At 66.8% G+C, this 23,766-nt stretch carries 22 protein-coding genes and 1 tRNA gene; 12 read left to right on the top strand and 11 right to left on the bottom strand.

Annotated features, from left to right (window positions below; all coding sequences use genetic code 11):
* The 4 genes from DL990_RS17475 to DL990_RS17460 form a co-directional block, all read right to left on the bottom strand.
* The gene (locus DL990_RS17475) at positions 1–1,167 is read right to left on the bottom strand and encodes a serine hydrolase (protein ID WP_125799309.1); all 1,167 of its coding nucleotides are present in this window, start codon (positions 1,165–1,167) and stop codon (positions 1–3) included.
* 54 nt (positions 1,168–1,221) lie between these two features.
* Complete coding sequence (locus tag DL990_RS17470; protein ID WP_125782355.1) at positions 1,222–2,271, bottom strand: sensor histidine kinase KdpD; 1,050 nt, start codon at positions 2,269–2,271, stop codon at positions 1,222–1,224.
* Complete coding sequence (locus DL990_RS17465; RefSeq protein WP_125799308.1) at positions 2,268–2,966, bottom strand: response regulator transcription factor; 699 nt, start codon at positions 2,964–2,966, stop codon at positions 2,268–2,270. Before DL990_RS17465 ends, DL990_RS17470 begins: the two co-directional genes overlap by 4 nt.
* Before the next feature lie 186 nt (positions 2,967–3,152).
* Positions 3,153–4,505, bottom strand: coding sequence for a hypothetical protein (locus DL990_RS17460; protein ID WP_125799307.1), 1,353 nt, complete (start codon positions 4,503–4,505; stop codon positions 3,153–3,155).
* 131 nt (positions 4,506–4,636) lie between these two features.
* On the opposite strand from DL990_RS17460, the gene DL990_RS17455 reads away from it, so the two are divergent.
* From DL990_RS17455 to DL990_RS17435, 5 genes are read left to right on the top strand one after another with little or no spacing between them, the layout of a single operon-like run.
* On the top strand, positions 4,637–5,293 hold the full coding sequence (locus DL990_RS17455) for a glycosyltransferase family 2 protein (RefSeq protein WP_125799306.1): 657 nt from the start codon (positions 4,637–4,639) through the stop codon (positions 5,291–5,293).
* Positions 5,290–5,934, top strand: a complete 645-nt coding sequence (locus DL990_RS17450; RefSeq protein ID WP_125799305.1) for a DUF2064 domain-containing protein — start codon at positions 5,290–5,292, stop codon at positions 5,932–5,934. The genes DL990_RS17455 and DL990_RS17450 overlap by 4 nt, the downstream gene beginning before the upstream one ends.
* A complete protein-coding gene (locus tag DL990_RS17445; RefSeq protein ID WP_125782345.1) occupies positions 5,931–6,539 on the top strand; it encodes a class I SAM-dependent methyltransferase in 609 nt (202 codons plus the stop codon). The genes DL990_RS17450 and DL990_RS17445 overlap by 4 nt, the downstream gene beginning before the upstream one ends.
* A complete protein-coding gene (locus tag DL990_RS17440) occupies positions 6,536–7,603 on the top strand; it encodes a molybdopterin-dependent oxidoreductase (RefSeq protein WP_125799304.1) in 1,068 nt (355 codons plus the stop codon). Before DL990_RS17445 ends, DL990_RS17440 begins: the two co-directional genes overlap by 4 nt.
* The gene (locus DL990_RS17435; protein WP_125799303.1) at positions 7,600–8,013 is read left to right on the top strand and encodes a hypothetical protein; all 414 of its coding nucleotides are present in this window, start codon (positions 7,600–7,602) and stop codon (positions 8,011–8,013) included. Before DL990_RS17440 ends, DL990_RS17435 begins: the two co-directional genes overlap by 4 nt.
* A gap of 501 nt (positions 8,014–8,514) precedes the next feature.
* Here DL990_RS17435 and DL990_RS17430 read toward each other — a convergent pair.
* From DL990_RS17430 to DL990_RS17400, 7 genes are all read right to left on the bottom strand, one after another.
* Positions 8,515–9,945, bottom strand: a complete 1,431-nt coding sequence (locus DL990_RS17430) for a S1C family serine protease (protein WP_125799302.1) — start codon at positions 9,943–9,945, stop codon at positions 8,515–8,517.
* Positions 9,946–10,052: 107 nt separating this feature from the next.
* On the bottom strand, positions 10,053–10,853 hold the full coding sequence (locus tag DL990_RS17425) for a DeoR/GlpR family DNA-binding transcription regulator (protein ID WP_125782669.1): 801 nt from the start codon (positions 10,851–10,853) through the stop codon (positions 10,053–10,055).
* A gap of 131 nt (positions 10,854–10,984) precedes the next feature.
* The gene (gene lspA, locus DL990_RS17420) at positions 10,985–11,503 is read right to left on the bottom strand and encodes a signal peptidase II (protein WP_125782337.1); all 519 of its coding nucleotides are present in this window, start codon (positions 11,501–11,503) and stop codon (positions 10,985–10,987) included.
* Positions 11,504–11,525: 22 nt separating this feature from the next.
* Entirely contained in the window at positions 11,526–12,950 is a 1,425-nt protein-coding gene (locus DL990_RS17415; protein ID WP_199746441.1) for a HAMP domain-containing sensor histidine kinase, read from the bottom strand.
* Positions 12,947–13,639 (bottom strand): response regulator transcription factor, encoded by a 693-nt coding sequence (locus DL990_RS17410; RefSeq protein WP_037340466.1) that lies wholly within the window; start codon positions 13,637–13,639, stop codon positions 12,947–12,949. Before DL990_RS17410 ends, DL990_RS17415 begins: the two co-directional genes overlap by 4 nt.
* A gap of 85 nt (positions 13,640–13,724) precedes the next feature.
* Positions 13,725–14,339 (bottom strand): trimeric intracellular cation channel family protein, encoded by a 615-nt coding sequence (locus tag DL990_RS17405; RefSeq protein ID WP_125782335.1) that lies wholly within the window; start codon positions 14,337–14,339, stop codon positions 13,725–13,727.
* On the bottom strand, positions 14,339–14,992 hold the full coding sequence (locus tag DL990_RS17400) for a response regulator transcription factor (RefSeq protein ID WP_034305786.1): 654 nt from the start codon (positions 14,990–14,992) through the stop codon (positions 14,339–14,341). The genes DL990_RS17405 and DL990_RS17400 overlap by 1 nt, the downstream gene beginning before the upstream one ends.
* 371 nt (positions 14,993–15,363) lie before the next feature.
* Between DL990_RS17400 and DL990_RS17395 the strand changes: the two genes are divergently transcribed.
* From DL990_RS17395 to DL990_RS17370, 7 genes are all read left to right on the top strand, one after another.
* Positions 15,364–15,436 (top strand) — tRNA-Arg (locus tag DL990_RS17395).
* Positions 15,437–16,145: 709 nt separating this feature from the next.
* A complete protein-coding gene (locus tag DL990_RS41275) occupies positions 16,146–16,520 on the top strand; it encodes a hypothetical protein (protein ID WP_158632632.1) in 375 nt (124 codons plus the stop codon).
* Complete coding sequence (locus DL990_RS17390) at positions 16,517–19,039, top strand: AAA domain-containing protein (protein WP_158632631.1); 2,523 nt, start codon at positions 16,517–16,519, stop codon at positions 19,037–19,039. The genes DL990_RS41275 and DL990_RS17390 overlap by 4 nt, the downstream gene beginning before the upstream one ends.
* Positions 18,969–20,177 carry a DEAD/DEAH box helicase gene (locus DL990_RS17385; protein WP_125799300.1) on the top strand — a complete coding sequence of 403 codons (1,209 nt, stop codon included), beginning with the start codon at positions 18,969–18,971 and terminating at the stop codon, positions 20,175–20,177. The genes DL990_RS17390 and DL990_RS17385 overlap by 71 nt, the downstream gene beginning before the upstream one ends.
* Positions 20,178–20,191: 14 nt before the next feature.
* Positions 20,192–21,052, top strand: coding sequence for a vWA domain-containing protein (locus DL990_RS17380; RefSeq protein WP_125799299.1), 861 nt, complete (start codon positions 20,192–20,194; stop codon positions 21,050–21,052).
* A gap of 5 nt (positions 21,053–21,057) precedes the next feature.
* Positions 21,058–21,768: a protein phosphatase 2C domain-containing protein gene (locus tag DL990_RS17375; RefSeq protein ID WP_370451350.1), complete on the top strand. Its 711-nt coding sequence runs from the start codon at positions 21,058–21,060 to the stop codon at positions 21,766–21,768.
* Entirely contained in the window at positions 21,765–23,396 is a 1,632-nt protein-coding gene (locus DL990_RS17370) for a hypothetical protein (RefSeq protein WP_125799297.1), read from the top strand. The genes DL990_RS17375 and DL990_RS17370 overlap by 4 nt, the downstream gene beginning before the upstream one ends.
* Positions 23,397–23,766 lie beyond the last annotated feature (370 nt).

The following is a 23,766-nucleotide window of genomic DNA, read 5'->3' as shown; positions in this document are numbered from 1 at the left end:
CTACTTTCCGCAGAGCACCTTGTCGGTGAGCAGCTGATCCGCCTTGAAGTAAGCCTGCCCAAGGTCGGCCGCGGAGTCCCCGTAGGTCATGGACAGCTCGTATGTCCTGCTGCCATCCGGGGTACTGGCCATCAGCGTCCCGTAGCCGTGGAAGCCGCCCATGCCCTTGAGGACGGTGCCGCAGCTCGCTTCCTGGACGTACACGCCCAGGCCGTAGCCGCCCTTCGGGTGCGGTTTGCGCATCTCGGCGAGCAGCGGGGCGGGCAGGAGTTTTCCGCCCAGCAGCGCGGAAAAGAACGTGTGGAGGTCCTTCGTGGTCGAGATCAGTTCACCGGCGCTGGACGCCCACGACGGGTTCTGGTTCGTGATGTCGACCGTCTTCCACTGCCCGGGCTTCTCCTCGTAGCGGTAGTAGCCGTGCGCGTGCGACCCGGGGATCCCCGGCCACGTGCCCGGTACGACGGTGTCCCGCAGTCCGAGCGGCCGCAGGATCCGACGCTGGAGTTCGTCGCCGTAGGGGCGGCCGGCGACCTTCTCGATCACCAGTCCGGCCAGGACGTAGTTGATGTTCGTGTAGGTCCAGTCCGTTCCCGGCTCGAACAGCGGCGTCTTGGACAGCCCGAACCGCACCAGCTCCTCCGGCCGGTACGTGTGATAGCGGTTGTCCAGGAATTCCTTGCCCACCAGGGAAATTCCCGGTACGACGGTGCCGTCCGGCCGGATCGCGCCGGTGTAGTCCACCAGACCGCTGGTGTGCTGCAACAGCATCCGCACCGTGATCCGCCGGTCGAGGCCGAACTCGGGCAGGTAGCCCGCCACCGGCGCGTCCAGGCCCACCTTGCCCTCCCCCACCAGCTGCAGGACGACGGTGGACACGAAGGTCTTGGTGTTGCTGCCGATCCGGAACCGCCCGTTCGTCGGCGGCTTGGCGGCCGAGCCCAGCTCGCGCACCCCCGCGCTGCCGGTCCAGTCGCCTCGCGCGTCGTGCACCCGCAGCTGCGCCCCGGCGAACCCGGAGGCCGCGATCTCCTGAACCATCGCTCGCAGATCCGGGCGATCCCGTCCGCTGTCCGCGGCGGCCACTCCAGGGATGGCCCCGGCCAGTAGCGCGGCCGCCACCGCGGTGATCCCGGCCCGCCGGAAGAATGTGCTCGCTGAAGTCGTCATGGCGGCAACGATCGCCGTCCGCGCTGACACCGCGGTGACACGCCGCTGACACGGTCAGGGCATGGACAGCGGCAGCCGGACTTCGAACCGGCAGCCGGGACCGTGGTTGCGGACGCCGATGCGGCCGCGATGGGCTTCGACGAGGCCTTTCGCGATCGCCAGCCCGAGTCCGCCGCCGCTCGCCAGTCCGCCGCGTTCGGGGGTGCGCGCCGTCGTCCCGCGGAACGCGACGTCGAAGACCCTGCCGATCTCGTCGTCGGGGATCCCGCCGCAACCGTCGGAGACCGCCAGCAGCGCCTCGCCGCCTTCGATGCCGATCTGGACCGCGACCGTTCCGTCCGGCGGGGTGTGCCGCACGGCGTTGGACACCAGGTTGCGCACGATCCGCGCCAGTTCCGGGTCGCTGCCGGAGACGACGGGCCACACGTCGGCGTATTCGATCATCCGCACGCGTTTCTGCTCGGCGAGCGGCACCTGCGCGGCGACGGCGTCGCTCACGACGTCGCGCAGCGGCACGGCGGCCATGGTCAGCCGCAGCGCGCCCGCGGTGATCCGCGACAGTTCGAACAGGTCGCCGACCATGCCGGACAGCCGCATGGTCTCGCCGCTGATCCGCCGCGCGTAGCCGGTGATTTCGACCGGTTCGGCGACGACGCCGTCCGCGACCGCCTCGGCCATCGCCTGGATCCCGGCCAACGGGCTCCGCAGATCGTGGCTGATCCAGGCGACCAGTTCGCGCCGCGACGCCTCGGCCGCGCGCTCCCGTTCCCGCGCTTCCCGTTCCCAGACGCTGCGGCGCGCGATCGCGCGGCCGAGCACGAGCGCCGCGGGCACGGTCACCAGCGCGACCAGCAGGCAGACCAGTGTCATCGTGGTCAGCGCGGGGGTGAACATGAACCCGCTGATCCCGAGCACCGCGATCAGCGTCGCGAGTACCGGGATCAGCACGAGGATCGTCATGGTGCTGGCCAGCGAACCGCGCCTGAGCAGGTACAGCGCCAGAACGCCGAGCAGCACCACCGGCACCGCGAACATCAGCGCGAACGGCAGGATGTGCCAGGCGTGCGCCAGCATCTCGCCGAAGGACTCACCTGAGCCGATCATCGCCGCACCGGGTCGTATCGGTAGCCGACGCCCCATACGGTGGCGACGCGGACGGGTTTCGCGGGGTTCTTCTCGATCTTCTCGCGCAACCGTCTCACGTGGACGGTCACTGTGGACTGATCGCCGAAGTCCCAGCCCCAGACCTTCTCCAGGAGATCGGCGCGGGAGAACGCCATGCCGGGATGGGTGAGGAAGAACGCGAGCAGGTCGAATTCCCGGCTCGTCAACGGAAGTTCCACGCCGCCGATGGCCGCCTGCCGGGCGCTCATCTGCAACGCGAGGTCGCCGTCGGTGATCACACGTGCCGCCGGTTCGGGCCTCGGCATCCGTGCCCGCCGCAGGACCGACGCCACGCGCAACGCGAGTTCCTTGGGGCTGAACGGTTTCGTGACGTAGTCGTCGGCGCCGAGCTGGAGCCCGGCGATGCGGTTCTCCTCCTCGCCGAGCGCGGTCAGCATCACGACGGGCACCTGGCTCACCTGTCGCAGGCGGCGGCACACCTCGAGTCCGTTGAGGCCGGGCATCATGACGTCGAGGACCACGAGATCGGGCCCGGTCGCGGAGAACAGCCGCAACCCCTCGGTGCCGTCACCGGCGACGTCGACGTCGAAGCCCGCGACCTCCAGGTACCGCCGGACGACGTCCCGTACGGTCTCGTCGTCGTCAACGACGAGCACCCGTCCTTGCTCTGTCATGTCGTCCACCTCATTGTCTGTCAGTGCACCCGCGGCCGCGATCGACGTCGGCAGGACGCTGCCTGGTCGACCGACTCACGTCGGGTCGCAAGGGCGCCCTGCCACCGCGATAGCGGGGCCTTCGGCCGGGCGGGTTCACACGTATCGTCACCTTTCCGAATTCGTCGCAGCTCCGCCACCAGGTACTCACCAGCTCGTCAGCACCAGATGGTTCACCACCAGCGCCGTCGCCGCCGACGCGGCGAGCCACCACCGCCGTCCCTTCGGCGGCAGCAGCGCCACCGCGGGCAGCAGCCACACCTCGAACGGTAGCCAAATGCGTTCGACCTCCGCCTTCGACAGGCCGGACAGGTCGGCGAAAGCGATCGTGAGCACCGCGGCCGACACGATCAGGGCGACCGGCTCGCGGAACGACCGTCTCGGCTCGGCGAGGAACTCCGCGCCCGCCCGCCTTGTCCCGGCGATCACGGCCGGGCCGACCGCGATGAGCACGGCCGCGATATCCGCCCACACCCAGTAGGAGTACGGGCGCAGGGTCGCGATCCCCTGGTAGTAGCGCTCGACCACCAGGTGATAGCCGTCGAGCCACCAGAACCCGGCCAGCGCGAACGCCACGACGACCATGGTCACGCCTGCCGTGGCGAGCAGCAGGATCCGCCACTGACGGGTCAGCAGGACGACAGCGAGCACGATCACGCCCAGCAGCACGAGGCCGTAGGAGAGAAACAGGCCGAACCCGAGCAGCAGACCGCCGGGGAGCGCGAGGATCCGCCGCCGTGTGGCGAGCGCAAGCAGCGCGATGCCGGTCGCGGTGACACCCGCGAAGAGACCGTCTGCGGACACGCCGATCCAGATCGCGCCCGGGGTCAGGACGGCGAACGGCAGGACCGTCCTCGCGGCGTCCTGCCTGCCCAGCGCGGAGAGCGTCACCGGCACCGCGACCACGGCCAGGCAGCCGATCAGCACGACCAGCGTCGACGCCCATGCCCCGCCGTGCAGGCCGAGCCGGTCGAGCCAGACGAAGACCAGCGTCGCGCCCGGCGGATGCCCGGAGACGTGCGTCGTCCACGAATCCGGCTGGAAATCCAGGATGCGCGAGGAGAACTCGTTCAGCATCTTCGGGATGTCGGTGATCTCGGGAACCTCGTGCAGGTACTCGTGTTCCGTGGTGAGCCTGCCGGTGAACCCCCGCGTCCAGCCGTCGACCATCGCCAGCGAGAACGTCCAGAGCAGCGCCGTCACGTAGCCGAGCGCGAGCAGCGGACGCCAGCGCAGCCGCGCGGCGAGCAAGGGACCTTTGGTGACGACCAGGAGCGCGAGGACGACCGCCGCGACCGAACCCGGCCCCACATGCGGCAGCCACAAGCCGAACAGCGGAGGCGCGAAGGCATAGATCACCACCCCGGAACCGGGACGGTTGTAGTGGAGGCCGACCGCGATCGCGGCGGCGACCACGAGCATCGCCAGCCCGACGGCGATCAGATCGGCCCGGCGGCCGGTACGGGAAGGGGCGGTGACGGTGGACATCACCGGCACCATAACCGCGTTCCCACTCTCCGGCGGACCGGAAAAAGATACCGTCAGAACTCGGTAAGAACTCCGCCGACGTCAGAATTCGGTAAGCAGCACAAGGGTTTTCGCCCGTCCAACCCGGACTTAACGTGCTGTGCGTGAACGATGACCAGGTTGACGTCGTGCTCCCCTGTCTCGACGAGGCCGGTGCCCTCCCCGGCGTACTGGCAACCCTGCCCGAGCGATATCGGGCGATCGTGGTCGACAACGGCTCCGCGGACGGTTCCGCCGAAATCGCGGCCGGGCTCGGGGCGAAGGTCGTCCACGAACCCCGGCGCGGCTACGGCGCCGCGGTGCACACCGGGCTGGAGGCGGCCACGGCGGACGTCGTCTGTTTCGCCGACGCCGACGGTTCCCTCGACCTAGCCGAACTCCCGAAGCTGGTCGACGGCCTCGCTGACGCCGAACTGACGGTCGGCCGGCGCGTGCCGACCGGCCCCGGCGTCTGGCCGTGGCACGCGAGAGCCGGCAACGTGCTGATCTCGTCCCTCTTGCGGCACAAGGGATTGCCGGTCCGCGACATCGCGCCGCTGCGCGCCGTCCGACGGCAGGCGCTGCTCGACCTCGACGTCACCGATCGCGCCTTCGGCTACCCGCTCGAACTCCTGATCAAGGCGAGCCGCGCGGGCTGGCGGGTCGCCGAGTTCGACGTGTCCTACCGCGAACGCGCCAAGGGCACGAAGTCGAAGGTCTCCGGCTCGCTGCGGGGAACCCTGCGGGCAGCCCGGGATTTCGGGCGGGTGCTGAGCCGATGACCTTCTGCCTGTTGATCGTCGCCAAAGCACCCGTGCCCGGTTTCGCGAAGACGCGGCTCTGCCCGCCCGCGACGCCGGAGCAGGCCGCCGAGATCGCGGCCGCCTCGCTGCTCGACACTCTCGAAACCGCCCTGCTGACCCCGAAGGCGCGAGTGGTCGTCGCCATGACCGGCGAACTCGCCCACGCCGCCCGCGGCACGGAAATCGCCGCCGTACTCCGGAAAACGGAGGTGCTCCCCCAACGCGGGGAAGGTTTCGACCTGCGGCTCGTCAACGCCCACGCCGACGCGCCCCGTCCCGGCGAGCCGGTGCTGCAAATCGGGATGGACACCCCGCAGGTCACCCCGGCGCTCCTGGCCGAAGCCGCGAACCGGCCCGAAGATTCCGTCCTCGGACCTGCCGAGGACGGCGGCTGGTGGGCGCTGGGACTCAAGGACCCGTTACACGCCAAGGCACTCGCCGGGGTCCCGATGTCGTGCGACGACACCGGACGGCAGACGCTGCGCGCGCTGGCCGACATCGGGCTGCGACCCGGCATCCTGTCCACACTGTCCGATGTGGACACGATCACGGACGCGCGCCGGGTCGCTTTGGCGGCACCCCGCGGCCGGTTCGCCCGAGCGGTGGCCGAAGTCCGGTGACCGCCTTCGACCGCGGCCTGCTCGGCCACCGCTGCTGGCTGGAACTGGCGACCGGTGAACGTGTCGACCTGCCGGTGGACCGCTGGACGGCCATCCCCTGCGACGGCGACGACGTCCTCCTCGGTGCCTGTGACGGTCCGACGCTGGACGTCGGCTGCGGCCCCGGCAGGCTCACCGCCGCGCTGTCCGAACGCGGTGTCGCGTCGCTCGGCGTCGACATTTCGGCCACCGCCGTACGGCTCACCCACGCCAGGGGCGCCGCCGCGCTCCACCGGGACGTCTTCGACCGGCTCCCCGGCGAAGGGCGCTGGCGGCATGTCCTGCTCGCCGACGGGAACATCGGCATCGGCGGCGATCCGCACCGCCTCCTCACGCGGATGGCGGAACTGATCGGTGACGGCGGGACGGTGCTCGTCGAACTCGACCCGCCGGGCCGCGGCCTCCGCCAGGACCGGGTCCGGCTGCGCCCCGACGACGGCGCCTGGTTCACCTGGGCTTGGGTCGGCGTCGAAGCGATCGCGGACCTCGCCGCCCGCACCGCGTTCCGGGTCGCGTGGGCCACCAGCCACGGCCACCGCTGGTTCGCCTGCCTGGAGAAAGCATGAACACACCTTCGGAGCGCGTGACGTCCCGGATCGGCCTCGCGCTCGCCGTCACGTTCACCCTGTGCTTCGTCACCGGCCTGATCAGCCATCTCATCCAGCATCCGCCGTCGTGGTTCGGCTGGCCGAGCCGCCCCGTCTGGCTGTACCGGGTCACGCAGGGCACGCACGTGCTCTCCGGGATCGCGTCGATTCCCTTGCTGCTGGCGAAACTCTGGAGCGTCTACCCGAAACTGTTCGAGCGCCCGGTGCTCCGTTCGCTGCCGCACGCGCTCGAACGCCTGTCGATCCTGGTGCTGTCCGCGGCCGCCTTCTTCGAACTCGTCACCGGCCTGTTCAACGTCGCCCAGAACTATCCGTGGACGTTCTACTTCCCGCAGCTGCACTACGCGGTCGCGTGGGTGGCGATCGGCTCGATCCTGGTGCACATCGCGGTGAAACTCCCGATCGTCCGCCGCAGCGTCACCAGGCCACCCGAACCTTCACGCCGCGCCTTCCTCCGCACGACCTGGCTGGCCGCGGGCGTCGCCGTCGTCGCGACGGCCGGGGCGACGGTTCCGTTGCTGCGTACCGTTTCCGGCCTGTCCTGGCGGAGCGGCAAGGGACCGCAGGGGCTGCCGGTGAACCGGACAGCCGCGGCGGCAGGCGTACTGGACACGGCGAACGACCCGGCCTGGCGGCTTTCAGTGGTGACCCCGAACGGCACGAAGACCTATTCGCTGGAAGAACTCCGCGCGCTGCCGAGGACTTCGGCCGAGCTGCCGATCGCCTGCGTCGAAGGCTGGAGCGAGTCCGCGCGGTGGAGCGGTGTCTCGCTGCCGGAGTTGCTGCGGCACGCCGGAAGCACACCGGGCACGCCGGTCCGCGTGTTCTCACTGGAGAAGGCCGGCCCGTACGGGATCAGCGAACTCCCCGGCGAGCACACCGCGGACGAGCTCACCCTGCTGGCGCTGGAACTCAACGGCGAAGTCCTCGACGCCGACCACGGCTTCCCGTGCCGGATCATCGCCCCGAACCGGCCAGGCGTCCTGCAGACGAAATGGGTCGCCCGGTTGGAGACGCTGTGAAGACGTTGCGACTGCTGCTGTTCCTGCCCGGCCTCGGCGCCCTCGCGTGGGGCGCGGTGCTGTTCTCCAAGTACGCCTTCCCGCTGCGGCCGGACGTTTTCGGGACGCTCGGCTGGCTCGTCGGCGGTCCGCTGGTGCACGACGTGCTGCTCGCGCCAGTGGTCGGTGCCGTGGGATTCGCGCTGAGCAGGTTCCTCCCGGAACGCGCACAGACTCCGGTGAAGACGGGCGCGGTGCTCACGGGTGTGCTGACACTGGTCGCGCTTCCGTTGCTGTGGCGGCCTTTCGGCGGAGCCGCGAACCCCGGCCTGCACGACGCCGACACCGTCACCGGCCTGCTTGTCAGTCTCGCGGTCGTCTGGCTCGGCGTACTCGTGGCTGTGCTCCTCCGCCGAAAAGCACGTTATTGAGGGGGTAACGCAAAGGTGCCGGGTCGCGGGCATTCACTCGCGGCCGTGGGGCGACCGTGCCGCGAAAGCCCCCTCCTCGCCACCGCACCCCTGCACCCGACGTTGCGAAAGCCACTTTCGCAACGTTGAACGTTGCCAACGTGGCTTTCGCAACCTCCCAACTTTGCCCCTACCCCTCAGAAACTCGCGTGTTTGGACGCCGGACACCCGAGTGCGGCATCCAATCACGCGAGTTACGTGTCCAAGCACGCGAGTCACGGCTTAGCTCCGCCCGCCCCCGGGACGAACGGGCTCGCACCGCAGACCAAGGGCGAAGGCGTCCTTCACCTCACCGCCGGCCCCACCCCACGACCACGCCATATTTGCCTTACCCCTCAATAAAAAGGGCCACGCGCGACCGGGATTGGCAGCCGGTCGCGCGTGGCCTCTGGTTCCGGCCCGCTGGGGGTTCGAGCCGGGGTTTGGTCTCGGCCGCGCACTGCGGCCGAGCGTTGGGGAGTGCTAGTTCGGCGTGACCGGCTGGCCGCCGAGGGTCACCTCGATCACCTTGCCGTCGGCGAGGGTGAACTTGACCTTGTCGTTCGGTGCCCTGGTGCGGATCTCGGCGACGAGCGCGTCCGCGTTGGGGATCGACCGGTCGTCCAGCTTCGTCACGACGTCACCGGATTTGAGGCCCGCCTTCTCCGCGGGGCTGCCCGGCGTGATCTCACCGAGCTGCGCGCCGCCGGTCGGCGCGGTCTGCACTCGTGCGCCGATGAAGGTCTGCTTCGCCTGGCCGGTGTTGATGATGTCGTCGGCGGTGCGGCGTGCCTGGTCGATCGGGATCGCGAAACCGATGCCGACGTTGCCGCCGCTCTCGCCGCCCTGGCCCTGCGCGGACTTCGGGCTGTAGATCGCCGAGTTGATGCCGATGACCTGGCCCGCCATATTCGCGAGCGGGCCGCCGGAGTTACCCGGGTTGATCGCCGCGTCGGTCTGCACCGCCGACATCACCGTGGTCTGGTCGCCACCGCCACCGGCGCTCACCGGCCGGTTCAGCGCGCTGACGATGCCCGACGTGACCGTGCCCGTCAGTTCGAACGGCGATCCGATGGCCACCACCGGCTGCCCGACCCGGAGGTCGTCGGACCGGCCGAGCTCCACCGGGGTCAGCCCGCTGACGCCGCTGACCTTCACCACGGCGATGTCCGTCGTGGGGTCGCGGCCGACGACGGTCGCCGTGCCCTTCTTGCCGTCCTGGAACACCGCCTGGATCTGCCCGCCACCGGCGGCGACCTCGACGACGTGGTTGTTGGTCAGCACGTAGCCGTCGGTGCTGAGCACGAAGCCGGAGCCCTCGCCCGCACCCGACCGCCCGGACACCTGGAGCTCGACGACGCTCGGCGACAGCTTCTGCGCCACCGCCTCGACCGAACCGGCGGGCAGATTGCCCGTCTGCTGGGCGGGCTTCGGCGCGTCGAGCGCGTTCACGGAAGAGCCGCCGGACGCGTCACCGGTCAGATAGCCGACCGTGCCGCCCGCGACCCCGCCGACGACCACGGCGATCGCCGCGACACCGGCGAGCAGCTTGCCCGAAGTGGACTTCGAGGCCTGGCGCTGCTGCGGCACCGCGTACACCGACGGACCCTGCTGCGTGTACGGCGTCTGGTGGCCCGGCACCTGCTGGCCCTGGGTGTACTGGCCCTGCGTCTGGTGCTCCTGTGCGGGCGCCTGCTGTGCCTGGGTGTGGGGCGACCACGGGTTGTACTGCTGTTCCGGGGTGTAGGCCTGCTGCGCTCCGGTGTGCGGAGTGGCATGGCCGCCGAGCCCGGTCGCGTCAGTCTGCTGCGGGGCGGGCTGCGCCGCCCAGCTCGCGCTCTGCTCCGCGTCCGGCTGAGCGCCGGCGGGCCGCGCCTTCTCGGCGTCGTGGCCGCTGGGGTCGTTCTCGGTCATGTCTTCACCTTGCGGGATGGTCCTGAGAAGTTCCTGAGCCAAAGCTGTGCATCGCACATGAGTATGGCCCTGTCAGCGGGTGGCGCGCAGTCTGTCGGCGGCCGGCTTCACGCTTCTTCGGCCTCAGCCGTCTCCGCCGTTTCGGCGATCATCAGCTCACCCGCCTGCTCGGTGAGCGTTTCCCTTGCGCTGTCGGACAAACCGTCGTCCGAGACGACGACGTCGGCCTCTTCGAGCCCGGCGATGGTGGAGATGCCGACAATGCCCCACTTGGTGTGATCGGCGAGCACCACCAGTTTGCGGCCCGCTTCGACGAGCGCGCGGTCGGTCTCGGATTCGGTGAGGTTCGGCGTGGTGAAACCGGGACCGTCGGCCATTCCGTGCACGCCGAGGAAGACGACGTCCAGGTGCAGCGATCGCAGGCTCTGCACGGCGACCGGCCCGACCAGCGCGTCCGACGGGGTGCGGACGCCGCCGGTGAGGACCACCGTCCGATCGGGCTGGTTCGCGCCGCGCAGCACGTCGGCGACCTGGATGGAGTTCGTGACGATCGTCAGGCCGGGGACCTCGTCGAGCGCCCTGGCCAGCGTCCACGTGGTGGTGCCCGCGGAGATGCCGATCGCGGTGCCCGGCCGGACCAGTCCGGCGGCGAGGGCGGCGATGGCCTCCTTCTGCGCTCGCTGGCGCACGGATTTGGCTTCGAAACCGGGTTCGTCGGTGCTCTTGCCCACGACGGAAGTGGCTCCGCCGTAGACCTTCTCGACCAGTCCTCGGCCCGCGAGCACGTCGAGGTCGCGGCGCACCGTCATATCCGAAACGCCGAGCCTCGCGACGAGATCGCTGACCCGGACCGCCCCGGTACGGCGCGCCTCCTCGAGGATCACCGCCTGTCGCTGCCGCGCGAGCACGAAGCCTCCGATAACTACACTGGATCAACTACACAAAATCCTACACGATCAAACATGGCGCGACGAGCGAATCAGCCTGCCGCCATGAGGCGTCGTGCTCGCGGATCCGGAAGGAAACGAGTTCTGCCTCGTTACTCCGACGCCGTCTCCTTGACGCCGTCGATCGGGACGCCGCGGAAACTCAGCACGAAAAGCGAAACGGCACCGAAGAACAGTGCGATGTCGGCGACGTTCCCGACGAACCAGCCGTTGTAGTCGATGAAGTCCACGACGTGACCGCGCGCGAAACCGGGCTCGCGGAACAGGCGGTCTCCCAGATGCGTCGTCGCGCCGCCGAGCAGCAAACCGAGCGAGATCGCCCAGCCCGCCGAACGGACCTTGCGCGAGATCCACAGCAGCGCGACCACCGCGGCCGCGGCCAGGATCGCGAAGATCCAGGTGGAGCCGGCGCCCAGCGAGAACGCCGCGCCCGGGTTGTAGAGCAGCCGGAACCGGATGAAGTCGCCGATCACCGGGATCGGCGCGCGGTCGGTGAGGGCGTCGACCGCCCACCATTTGGTCAGCTGGTCGGCCACCAGCAGCACCGCGGCCACCAGCAGTGTCCACAGCAGACGACGGGGCGGCAGCTCAGGCTCGTTCTCGGTGCTCATCACCCGTCAGAGTAATCACCTGTCAGGCAGGGGCTCCCGGGAGCCGCAGGGTCATCAGCGCGCCGCCTTCGGGAGCTCGTCCCGCGTAGACGTCTCCGCCGTGCCGCTGCGCCGCGTGCTGGACGATGGCCAGGCCGAGCCCCGAACCGGGCAGTGTCCGCGCCTCCGACGAACGGTAGAAGCGGTCGAACACCTTCGGCAGGTCCTCGTCGGCGATCCCCGGCCCCGCGTCCTCGACCTCGAGCACCGCGGTGCCGTCGCCGACCGGGTACAGCCGGACCCCGACCGTCGAACCCTCCGGCGAGAACTTCACCGCGTTGTCCAGCAGGTTCAGCACCGCGCGTTCCAGCGCGGTGGTGTCACCGGTCAGCACCCACGGCTGGAGCGAGACGTCGAACTCGATCTCGCCCGCGCGACGGCGCGCCCTGTCGAGCGCGCGCTCGACGACGTCGACCATCTCGACCCGTTCGTGCTCGATCCGCGGCTCGTCCTGGCGCGCGAGTTCGACGAGGTCGCCGATCAGCTGGGTCAGCTCGTCGAGCTGGCCGCGGATGTCGGCCTCGATGTCACTGCGGTCCTCGTCGGACAGCGTCCGCGCCCCCGGCCTGCTCGCCGAAAGCAGCAGCTCCAGGTTCGTGCGGAGCGACGTCAGCGGGGTCCGGAGTTCGTGCCCGGCGTCCGCGACGAGCTGCCGCTGCCGTTCCTGCGATTCGGCGACCGTGCCCAGCATCGTGTTGAAACTCTGGGTGAGGCGGGCGAGTTCGTCGTCGCCGCTGACCGGGATCGGCCGCAGGTCACCCGTGGTGGCGACGCGTTCCGCCGCCGACGTCAGCCTGTCGACCGGCCGCAGGCCGGCTCTCGCGACGGCCGTCCCCGCGGCAGCGGCGACCAGGATCCCGGCGCCACCGATCAGGAACAAGACCACGGAAAGCTCGTTCAGGGTGCGCTTGGTCGGGCCGAGCGACTGGGCGAGCACCATCGCCTGCCCCGCCCCCTGCGGGAGGGCGACGACCCGGCTGTCGGTCTTCGGGTCGGTGCGCAGGGAGAACGGCGACTCCCCGGTGGCGACCGCGATCTCGTCATGGCCGTAGGGCGGGCGGCTGCCGGACTGCGGGAAGGTCAGCCGGATCTTCTCCCCGACCGTCAGCTGGCCGATCTGCAGGTCCGCGCTGGCCAGGAAGGCGCCGGGCACCTGCTGCAGCTCGGTCTGCACCTGCGGCGAGTCGACCGCGGCCTGCGCGCGGGCGAGCAGATTGTCGTCCACCTGCTGATAAAGGTTGTCCTTCACGACGAGATACGCGCCGAGGGACACCAGCGCCACCGCGCCCGCCACCGAAGCGGCCGCGAGCAGCGTCACCCGGCCGCGGAGCGAGAAGCGCCGCGTGCTCCAGCGGTCGCCGCGCGGATCCTTTTCGGACACGTCGACGACCGGGACCGCGTCCGTCACGGCGGGGTTTCCCTCAGCACGTAGCCCACTCCCCGGACCGTGTGGATCAGCCTCGGTTCGTTCCCAGCCTCGGTCTTTCGGCGCAAGTAACCGACGTAGACCTCCAGCGCGTTGCCCGACGTCGGGAAGTCGTATCCCCACACTTCCTCCAGGATCCGGCTGCGGGTCAGAACGTGCTTCGGGTACGAGAGGAACAGCTCCAGCAACGCGAATTCGGTCCTGGTGAGACTGATCTCCCGGCCCGCCCGGCGCACCTCGCGCGTCCCCGGGTCCAAGGTGAGGTCCGCGAACGAGAGGACCTCGGCGTTCTGTCCGGCCTGCGGATCCGGGATGGCCCGGCGCAGAAGCGCGCGAAGGCGAGCGAGAAGCTCTTCGAGCGCGAAGGGCTTCGGCAGGTAATCGTCGGCACCGGCGTCGAGACCGGACACCCGGTCGGAAACGGTGTCCCGCGCCGTCAGCACGAGAATGGGCAGGTCGTCACCGGTGCTTCGCAGGCGTCGAGCGACCTCCAGGCCGTCGAGCCGCGGCATCATCACGTCGAGGACCATCGCGTCGGGTCTGTTGGCGATGATCGCTTCCAGGGCCTGCGCGCCGTCCCCGGCCAGTTCCACCTGGTAGCCGTTGAACTCAAGGGATCGCCTGAGTGATTCACGGACGGCCCTGTCGTCGTCCACTACGAGGATGCGCATGGCGACAGTCTTACGCAGAGTGCTGAGACTCGCCTAAGAACACACACAGAACCAACAAAGGAAATCCGGCAGTCCAGAAGACGTTTCAGCCGGTCTCGGGCCCTTTCGCAACGGGTGCGTTCCATCTGCGCCACAAAGCGAGCATCCGGACCCCCACCACCGCCGCGGCTGCTACGGCGGTCACCGGGCCCGGCGGCAGTCGCAGAGCGTGACCGAGCACAACCAGCACGGCCCCTGCGAGCGCGGCGACCGCATAGATCTCCTTCCGCAGCACGAGCGGGATTTCCCGGAGGAGGAGGTCACGCACCGCGCCGCCACCGATACCCGTCGTCATCCCGATCAGGCACGCCGCGTAGGGAGTCGCCCCCGCGTTCAACGCGATAGTGGTCCCCGCCGTCGCGAACACCCCGAGCCCGAGCGCGTCGGCCAGCAGCACGGCGCGCCGCAACTTCGCGATCTGCGGATGGAAGACGAACACGACCAGCGCCGTCCCGCCGCAGACCGCGAGATACGGCCAGGTCCGCAGGCTCGTGGGCGGCGTGATCCCGAGCAGGACGTCACGGATGATCCCACCGCCGAGCGCGGTCGTGAGCCCGACGACGACCACCCCGAAGACGTCCAACCTGGACCGAACCGCCGCGAGCGCCCCAGAAGCCGCGAACGCGATCAAGCCGAGGAACTCGAGCGCGGTGAGGATCATTACTGGTCGAGCAGGCCACCGCGGTAGGCCAGCAGCGCGGCCTGCACCCGGTTCGCCGCGCCGATCTTGGACAGGACGGCCGAGACGTAACCCTTGACCGTGGCCTCGGACAGGTGCAGGCGTCCGCCGATCTCCGCGTTGGACAGCCCCTGCCCGATCAACCCGACGACCTCGCGCTCCCGATCGGACAGCGACGCGAGCAGCTTGCGCGCCGGCTGCGCGGCCCGCTGCTCGTCCCGATGCGACTGGACCATGCGCGCCGCGACCCCAGGGTCGAGCACCGCGCCTCCCCTGGCGAGGTCTCTCACTGCCCGGAGGAGAGCCGCCGGGTCGATGTCCTTGAGCAGGAAGCCGTTGGCCCCGAGCCTGAGCGCGAGACTGACGTAGTCGTCGATGTCGAACGTGGTCAACATGGCCACGGTCGGCGGATCCGGCAGGGCGAGAATGGCCCTCAGCGCGCGAATACCGTCGTCAGGCGCCCGCATCTTGATGTCGAGCAACGCGACGTCAGGGTGGTACCGCCGGGCGACCTCGACCGCTGATCTCCCGTCGCTCGCCTCGCCCACGATCTCGATGTCGGCAGCGCCCGACATCATGGCACGCAGGCCCGAACGGACCAGTTCCTCGTCGTCGGCGAACATGAGCTTGATCAACGAAGCCCTCCGGCAGCCGGGGGAGCGGCGTCTCGCGTCCCGTTAACGAAGATTACCTACTGTTGTTCAGGGTTTCGAAACCAGACACGTACGAGTGACCCTCGCGGGTCATCTGTGTCGATCTAGGCGTCGATTCAGACCCTGGTGTGCTGGTGCAGAGTGTGGCTGCTCCTGGGCGGATCCGCAGGTCGAGTGTCACTGGACGGCCAGTGGCGCTGTCCGGCCACTTCCTCCTTCTCGCGCTTGCACACAACCGCCGTTCGGGGGTTTCGCGGTGTTCACCTCGCCGGCCGCTCGGCGCGCTCCGATGTGACGACGCCCTCCCGTGCTCGTTCGCGTGGCTACACGGTAGGCTGCGCGTGGCAGTACATGCCCTCGTAGCTCAGGGGATAGAGCACCGCTCTCCTAAAGCGGGTGTCGCAGGTTCGAATCCTGCCGGGGGCACTCTCACCGGTTTCCTGCACTTGAGTCTCCAAAGCGTTCGGTCTCTCCAGCAAGAGGAACGAGCCGCTTAGCGAACCTTACGCAAAGTCCCCGCGTCGGCTGCATAACGAGCACTGCGACGCCGCCACCGTGACTGCCCGCTGTGCCGCGCCGGTCCACGCGTACCGGCCTCTGCCGCTTGCGGGTAGGTCAGATCCCGAGGTCCGCGCGGATCTTCCAAACCAAGGTTCAGCGGGCCTCGACGCATTGATCCCCAGCCGCCGACGGTAAGCGGATGCTTCTCCTGCAGCCAGAGTGTCGGCGGCTTCGAACTGGATCGCGCCACGGGCGAGGAACGAACAATGCAGATAAGGAGTCCCGGGCGGTCGCACCGCCCGGTTTGGCATCAGCCGGGCGCGTGCATCAGGTATGCACGAACTGCTCAAGAACGCGCACGACTGACACTGGGCACCACGAGAATCCGGCTGGCCCCGATCGTGACGTTGGTACCGAGCCCGTCGCCGATGGCCCCGCATGCGAAACGGGCGACCCGACCGAGGCAGCCGATTCAACTGGAGTCGAAATATGGCCATACGGTTTGTTCGGTGTTGAACACTACCCAAGGCCGCAACCACTTCCAGGACCCGAATACACTCGGACGGGTGACCTGAGTATGGTTTATCGTCACAGTCAAAATTGGGATGGTTGACAGTCAGCCCGAGGGGGGCCGATGAGCGACTCCGAACCAACGCTGGAGCTACGCGTTCACCGCGGCGGAAACGCGGTCCTGACGGAACGACTCACTCGCGAGCTATACGCCGAGCTCAACGAGTTCGAAGACGTCGTCATGCGATACGCCCCGCCTGCACCACCTGGAGAAAACTCGAAGAGCGCCGTCGCCGATGCAGTAACGCTGTGGGCCTTCCTGAGCACGGCGGCCACCGTTACCGGAACAGTGCTGGTTCAGGCAATCAAGACCTGGGCAGAGGCGAAACGCTGCACAGTTCGCCTGACCATAGGAGACGCGGAGATCGAGCTCCCGCAGGGCCTCGACGACGCGCAGGAACGCGTCATTGTGAAACTCTTGGAAGAGCGCCGCTCGTGACGACGCGGGGTCGCAAGTGCGCCCTGCTCGTCGGAATCGGGACCTACCAGTCTGGCGACTTCACCGCGCTCCCGTTCGCGACAATGGACACCGCCGCGCTGCGGCGCGTCCTCGCCGACCCGGCGATCGGACAGTTCGACGACGTTCAGGTCGTCGACGACCCGGACTCGACGCAAATGCGCGAGAGGATAAGCCTGTTTCTCGATGACCTCGCCGAAGAAGACCTAGGCCTGCTCTACGTGAGCGGTCACGGCTATCGGCACGTGCAGGCCACTAGCGAGTTCTTTTTCGTCGCCTCGGATACCGCCCTGCCCACGATCGACCGAACCGGGGTAAGCGCCACCTTTGTCAACGAACAACTCGAGGAAAGCCTGGCGGGCCGGAAAGTAGCAATATTCGACTGCTGTTTCAGTGGCGGCTTCAGCCTTGGGTTCCGTACAACAGCCGCGAAATCCGCTGGACGTCCGGCCGGACCACCTCAACCCCGCGGCGTCTACGTGATGTCATCGAGCGGGATGACAGAAGCATCCTGGGCCGACCCACGTATGACTTCGGCGCCCAGATTGTCCCTTTTCACCGCAGAGCTGGTAGAAGCGCTACGTACCGGGAAAGGAGATACCGGCGGAGACGGGATCGTCTCGGCGGACGAGCTGTTCCATTATGTCAACGATCGCGTTCGCCAAATACCGGTAGGAGACCAGCAACAGGACTATCAGGTGCCGGTGAGCTCATCGGACAAGGTGAACAGCCGGATCGATCTGGCCAGGAGCACTGCAGGCTTGCCTCTGCAACCCGTCAGGCCGCCGTCGCAGCCTGGAGTACCACCGAGCCGCCGGGAGTCGGCCGGAATGATGTCTCCAGATCCGTGGGGTTCTCTACTCGACTACTACCGTGAGTGTCTCGAGCTCGGATCGATACGTATGCCATTACTGGGGATCAACGAAGTTCACGAAAGCTATGTCTGCATTCCCGGCGAGGAACGTTTACTATCTCACGACCTGGACACCTCTGGGTCGATCCCACTCGATGCCGACGCCTCCGACCTCATCGAACGATCCGAAGACGAGAACACCCAGCTTTGGTATGGATACCCGGCCGTCGTGTTACTGAAGGATCGGTCGGGCAGCAGCTACCGCAACCCACGTTTCGCGCCCCTCTTCATCCGCCGAGTCGAAGTTGTCACCGATGAAGCGGGAGATCGGCTCGAACCCTACGGCGAAGTGGTGCCTCATCCGCAGCTGGTTCGCGAGCTACTGCCTTCCGCGCAGGCGGAGACGCTGCTCAACACCTACCGGTCGAGCTGGCAGGCCGGGATGCACAGTCAAATGGTTGCTGAAATTCGGCACTTTCTTCGCGAAGACTTTGGCCTGGACGCCGTCCAGGAGTTACGTCCGGGAACACTGACACCCACGATCGACGCCCGAACCCCCAACTCCGGGGCTCGCAACGCAGCCGTGCTCTTTCTCGTCACCCCAGGCAATAACGCCAACGCACAATTGCTGAAGGATCTCGAACACATAGCCGGCTCGAACGGAAGGTTCAGCGATACAGCGCTGTCCGCATTGACGGGTGCGACCGGACCAGCCGACACGCGGGCCTGGCAACCGGTAGCACCGCTAGCACTGAACGACGCCCAGCGCACCGTCCTCGAATCGGCGATGAGCCTGCCGTTGACAGTAGCCACCGGTCCACCGGGAACCGGGAAGAGCCAGCTGGTGGCGAATGTCGTCGCCACAGCGGTGGCGAATGGCCAGTCCGTTCTCGTTACGTCAACCAACAATCGCGCGGTCGACGAGGTCTGGGAACGCTGCGAACGGCTCGTGCCGGGCGCACTCATCCGCACAGGCAGTAAAGGTGATCCAAGGCGAGGCAGGAAAAACTACCGCGCAGAAGAACAGCAGTCGATCCAAAGCCTCATGGCCGATTCCCCGCCCACGTTGAATGAGCAGACCGCGAGAGCCACCCTCTGGCGAGCAACGAAGGAACTTGACCAATTTCTTGAAGTTGTCACCGAGAAGGCCGAACAAGAACGTAATCTGGTCCGGATCGCCGGAGATCGGCAGAGGCACGCGTCTGACCTTGGACACGAACCAAACCAGCTGCGTAGCCTTTTCGCCGAAGCGAATCTGATCGAATTGGCTGCTCGCGCACATCGAGTAAGCAGGGCAAGATTATTCGGTTCGCAGCGACGGAAGCGATTCTGCCGACAGATTTCGTGGCAAGGCGACCACTCGGCGAATACCTGTGCCGCGCTTGGCGCATGGGCACGACAGGAAGCGGCGTGGGACAACGCGCGGGCAGCCTTGGCGAACAGTCATGACGACACCACGATCGAAACATCATTGGCAGCACTTACGAACAAGGTCCGTTCGCAGTCGAAACAGCTGCTGGAAGCCACCGTCCGGACGGCCGCCCATAATGGCCGGAATACCATTGAAGCACTGACGCGTGCCACCTTCGACGGTGGCCGGGATTCGATCCCTCCCGCATCTGCGCGCTTGGGCGGTCACCAACCATAGCATCAGGCGATTTCCGACCGCGCCAGGGCTGTTCGACCTGGTCATCGTGGACGAGGCAAGCCAGTGCTCGATTCCTCAGGTCATTCCGGCCCTTTATCGTGCAAGACGAGCGCTGATCATCGGCGACGCGATGCAGCTGTCCCCTGTGATCACGGCGACGCCCGCGCGAGAAGCATCCATCCGGCGTGCCCATAGGCTGGACGCGGCCTGGCTGGAGGCCCGGCAAATGAGTTACCACCGGCATTCCGCATTCGACGCGCTCTCGGCCGCGACCAGCGGCGAACTGCTGCTCGACGAGCACTACCGGTGCCATCCTGATATCGCAGCTGTCGTCAACGAGCGATACTACTTCGGTCGGCTCACCGTACTTACGGATGTGCGGCAGCTCCGCCGCCGCCAGAGCGAGGCCATAACGTGGTCACACGTCAAAGGTTCCGCGGTCCGGGATGCTCGCGGCTCGTGGCGCAATCCCACCGAAGCCGAGCAGGTGACACGAGAAGTCTCGGCATTGCTTCAGCAGTTGCCATCGGACGGCGATATCGGTGTGGTGACGCCATTCGCGTCCCAAGCCGCACTGTTGGCGAAGCGCTGGGCCCAGGAGCCACGTGTCCGAGTCGGCACAGTGCATACGTTTCAAGGCGGGGAACGCGACGCCATCGTCCTGTCGCTTGTAGCCGACGGAAATATGCCGGCCAGCACCCGATCCTGGCTCGGCAGGCAACGGAACCTGTGGAACGTCGCCATCACCCGGGCGCGGTCAACTCTGGTCCTGGTGGGTGATCGCGACGTCTGGCAGGGTATCGGCGAAATCGACGACGTCCTCGATGCGGCCGACACCAAGGCATCGAATCGGCGCTCCGCATCGGATCTCGACGATCTCCCGCTCCGCCTGTACAGCTGGTTGACCCGCGACCCAGCGAATCAGGTCGCACTCTCCGTGAGCCGCGACGGATACCACGCCGACGCGGTCGTCCGGCACGGGACCGACGAAGCCGTCATCCTTCTCGACCGCGGCGCGGCCGCTGACGCTTCACCGAGCCATCACCTACGACTCCAACTCGCTCGAACACGGCTGCTCGGCCCGAAGGCTCGCCGGGTTCCAGCCTGGCAGCTATTCAATGACGTGGATGCCTACTGAAAGAAGGACTTGAGATGTACTCGGCAGAGGTCAACCGTGCGCAACCCGCTTGCCTGCTCTTGCTCATCGATCAGTCATTCTCGATGTCAGACCCTTGGTCGGGGACGGACACCTCCAAAGCTCAAGCACTCGCACTCGCAGTCAACAAGATTCTGTCCACCGCCGTAGTCTTGTGCAGCAAGGGTGATGATCGCATACTTGACTACTTCCACGTCGGCGTGCTCGGGTACGGCTCCGAAGTAACCGCAGAACTCGACGGCACGAGTATTTCGAGCCCCTTGCTTCCAGTCAGCCTCGTGAATGATGCCAAGAAGCGCGTCGATCGGATCACGAAGAAGATGCCTGACGGTGCAGGCGGCGTGTTCGAGGCACAAGTGCACATGGCGATCTGGGTGGACGCGGTACACAACGGCCGGACCGCGATGGTCCAAGCCTTCACGACAGCGGAGAAGGCCCTGGCCGATTGGTGCGCCAAGAACCCCAGCAGCTTCCCTCCGATACTCATCAATATCACCGACGGCGTCAGCACCGACGGTGATCCCAGCCCGGTCACCGAGCGTATCCGCAAGATCGAGACCAGGGACGGTCAGGCGCTGGTGTTCAACCTCCATATTTCGGGCGCGGCGAACGGTGGCATCTGCTTTCCCAGCACGGCGGATGGGATGCCGGACGAGTACGCATCGTTGCTGTTCGGCATGTCGAGCGCACTCCCGCCGTCAATGGCCGAAGCCGCGTCGAGTTTGAACTACGCGATCAAGCCTGGTGCCCGCGGATTCCTGTACAACGCCGACGCGGCGAGCGTCATCGAGTTCCTCGACATCGGTACTCGAGCGGTCACGCCCGGCGGCCTCAAGGAAATCACCGACGGGAATTGACAAACGTGACTGCGTCCCCCCGCGATCGGCTGCGTCTGACCGTGTCAAAGCACACGGCAGTCAAGTATGGCCGAAGCGAGGACGAGAACGAAGACAGCGTGACTGTCAACAAGGCAGCTGGCCGCTTCGCGATATCCGACGGCGCCTCGACTGCCGCACGGCCAGAAGTCTGGAGCAGGGTCCTTACCGAGGCCTACGCCACCGAACTTCTCGATCCTTTCGACCAGGCCGTGCTACGCGAGTTGCGGCATCGGTGGCGCCACGAGGTGCTCAAGCCTGATCTTCCTTGGTTCGCACAAGCGAAACTCGCCCAGGGGAGTGCGGCCACGTTCACCGGGCTCCAGGTATCCGAATTCAGGTTCAGTGTCATCGCAATCGGCGATTCATGCCTGCTGCATTTACGCGACGGCGAAATGCTGTTTTCGGCACCGCTCTCAAATGCGGATGAATTCTCGAGGTTTCCAGTACTCGTCCGCACTCTCGACGAAACGCCGCCGGCTCAGGAAATCTGGTCCGGCGGCGGCCAGCACCAGGCTGGGGACGTCTTCATACTCGCCACCGACGCTATCGCGAAGTATCTTATTCAAAACCACATTTACCTGTCCTTGTTCTGCCGTGAGCCGATCGTGGATGCGTGGTTTGGCGACTTCGTGACCGAACACCGAGGCCAGGGACTCGCCAACGATGACACGACAGTCTGTGTGGTGCGGACATGAAGCTGCCGACTCTCGACGACTATCAAACCGCGATTCAGGTACCGGGCCACACGCTCCTCGATCCCGTTCTGCATGCCGGGAAAGTCGAGATCAACTCACAGAGCATGCCTTCGGTGGTCTCCGGCGGGTTCGCCCTGACCTACAGCATCACCGCAGGCAGCCGGCGGTTCGCGGTACGTTGCTTTCACAAGCCGGGAAATCGCCTTGACGAACGCTACGCTCACATCTCGCGCTTCATACGGGGCCGACCGGATCTCCGATTCCTGATCGACGTCGATTACGTCGCCGAGGGCATTCTTGTCAACGGCCGACGGCTACCCATCGTACGGATGCCATGGGTGACGGGCACCCGGTTGAACTACTGGATCGAGGACAACCTCGACACGACCGGAGCGCTGGAGAAGGTCCGGCGCGCCATCGCTTCCGCGACGGAGAGCATGAGCCAGGCAGGCATCGCGCATGGCGACCTGCAGCATGGCAACATTCTCGTCGAGCCGACCGGAAAAATCAGTCTTGTCGACTACGATGGCATGTTTCTTCCAGAGCTTCGCCCACTCGGCACCATCGAATCCGGACACCGAAACTATCAGCACCCGGAACGGGTGGAGGACTACAACAGTTCACTGGACATCTTCAGCGCATTCGCCATCGATCTCGCTATCGACGCCCTCAAGCTGAACAAGACATTGTGGGCAAAGTTCAGCAACGGTGAGAACATCCTCTTCACATCGGACGATTTCGCATTTCCGGATTCATCCGATTTGCTCGCCCGACTGGAGCAGATGAGCCCGCTCGCGGACCGGGCACGAAGGCTGCGGATCGCCTGCGCGGCATCACTCGCGGACGTACCCACAATTCTCGCAGGGCAAGCATCGACGACTACGCGATCCGGCAGGGTAACTCCCCGGCAAGTGCGGAGGGCACTGAGCATCGACGCCCTCGACACGGCAACCCTGTTCGCACATCAAGGCGACGAAGCCTCTGTTTTCGGGCAGATCACCTACATCAAGGTCTTGAAAACGAGATATGGCCAGAGGATGACCCTCATCAACATCGGCGATTACAACAACTCAGGGTTCATCATCGTCGCCTTCGAGAAGGCGACCAACGAGCTGATCGCAAAATTTGGCCCCGACCTCAAGAAAATATGGAAGGCCAATGTCTCCTTGACCGGCCTGTTGACCAAATATCAGAACCCGAATCGCAAGAAGCCGAATCCGCAGATTGAGATGCAGCGGGCGGCTTCCCTGCAAATTCTGTCCAGCGATCAGCTTCGAGCGTTGAAGACGTCGGCAACGGAAGCGACGGCACCTCCACCAGTCAAGCCTCGACACCCGGCCCAGAGCGCTCCCAAGATCCAGCCACGCCGAGCGATGTCAGTCGATGAGCGGATAGACAGCTTCTTCGCACCGAAATACACCGGCCACAAAAACCTTTCCTCACCGCCGAAACAGGCGCCGCCACCCCCTGCGAATCCCAGCCCTGCGCCCATTCCGGCGCGTCGCGTCACACCGACACCACCCACGCCGCCTCTGCCCCCGCCACAGCCGCCGTTGTGGGCACCGCCACCCACACAGCGCCGCCCCAGCCTCGCCGAACGCATCTCCGCCTGGTGGCGAAACCTCTAGAAGTTGTGCCACGGACAACCTGGGCGGCGGCTGGGGCGAACAACTGTGGTCTTCGAGCGACGTACCGATCGTTGCGCCGCATCCAGCGGACCATTTGTCGGACGACGACGCAGCTGCAAAGGGGAGGAACGCTCGTGAGCACGACGGAACCGACGCAAGGCCACCGCTCCGCAGCCTCCAGCGCGCCAGCCATCGATATTTCGGCACTGGTGCCGGCGCGACGCTCGAGCGTGTCCACCCATTCACCCAGCGAGCCGCGGACCTGCTGCGCGCCTCCGAGTGGCTACGTGAACGCGCGCCTCAGCAAGTCGGCATACTTGCTGATCAAGAGGCTCATGCAGTACCGCGAGCCCGTCGGATCACTGATCTC

It is taken from the genome of Amycolatopsis sp. WAC 01416, from assembly GCF_003947485.1.
Taxonomy (GTDB): domain Bacteria; phylum Actinomycetota; class Actinomycetes; order Mycobacteriales; family Pseudonocardiaceae; genus Amycolatopsis.
The sequence above is the reverse complement of the archived record's forward strand: the minus strand, read 5'-3'. Positions and strand labels throughout refer to the sequence as shown.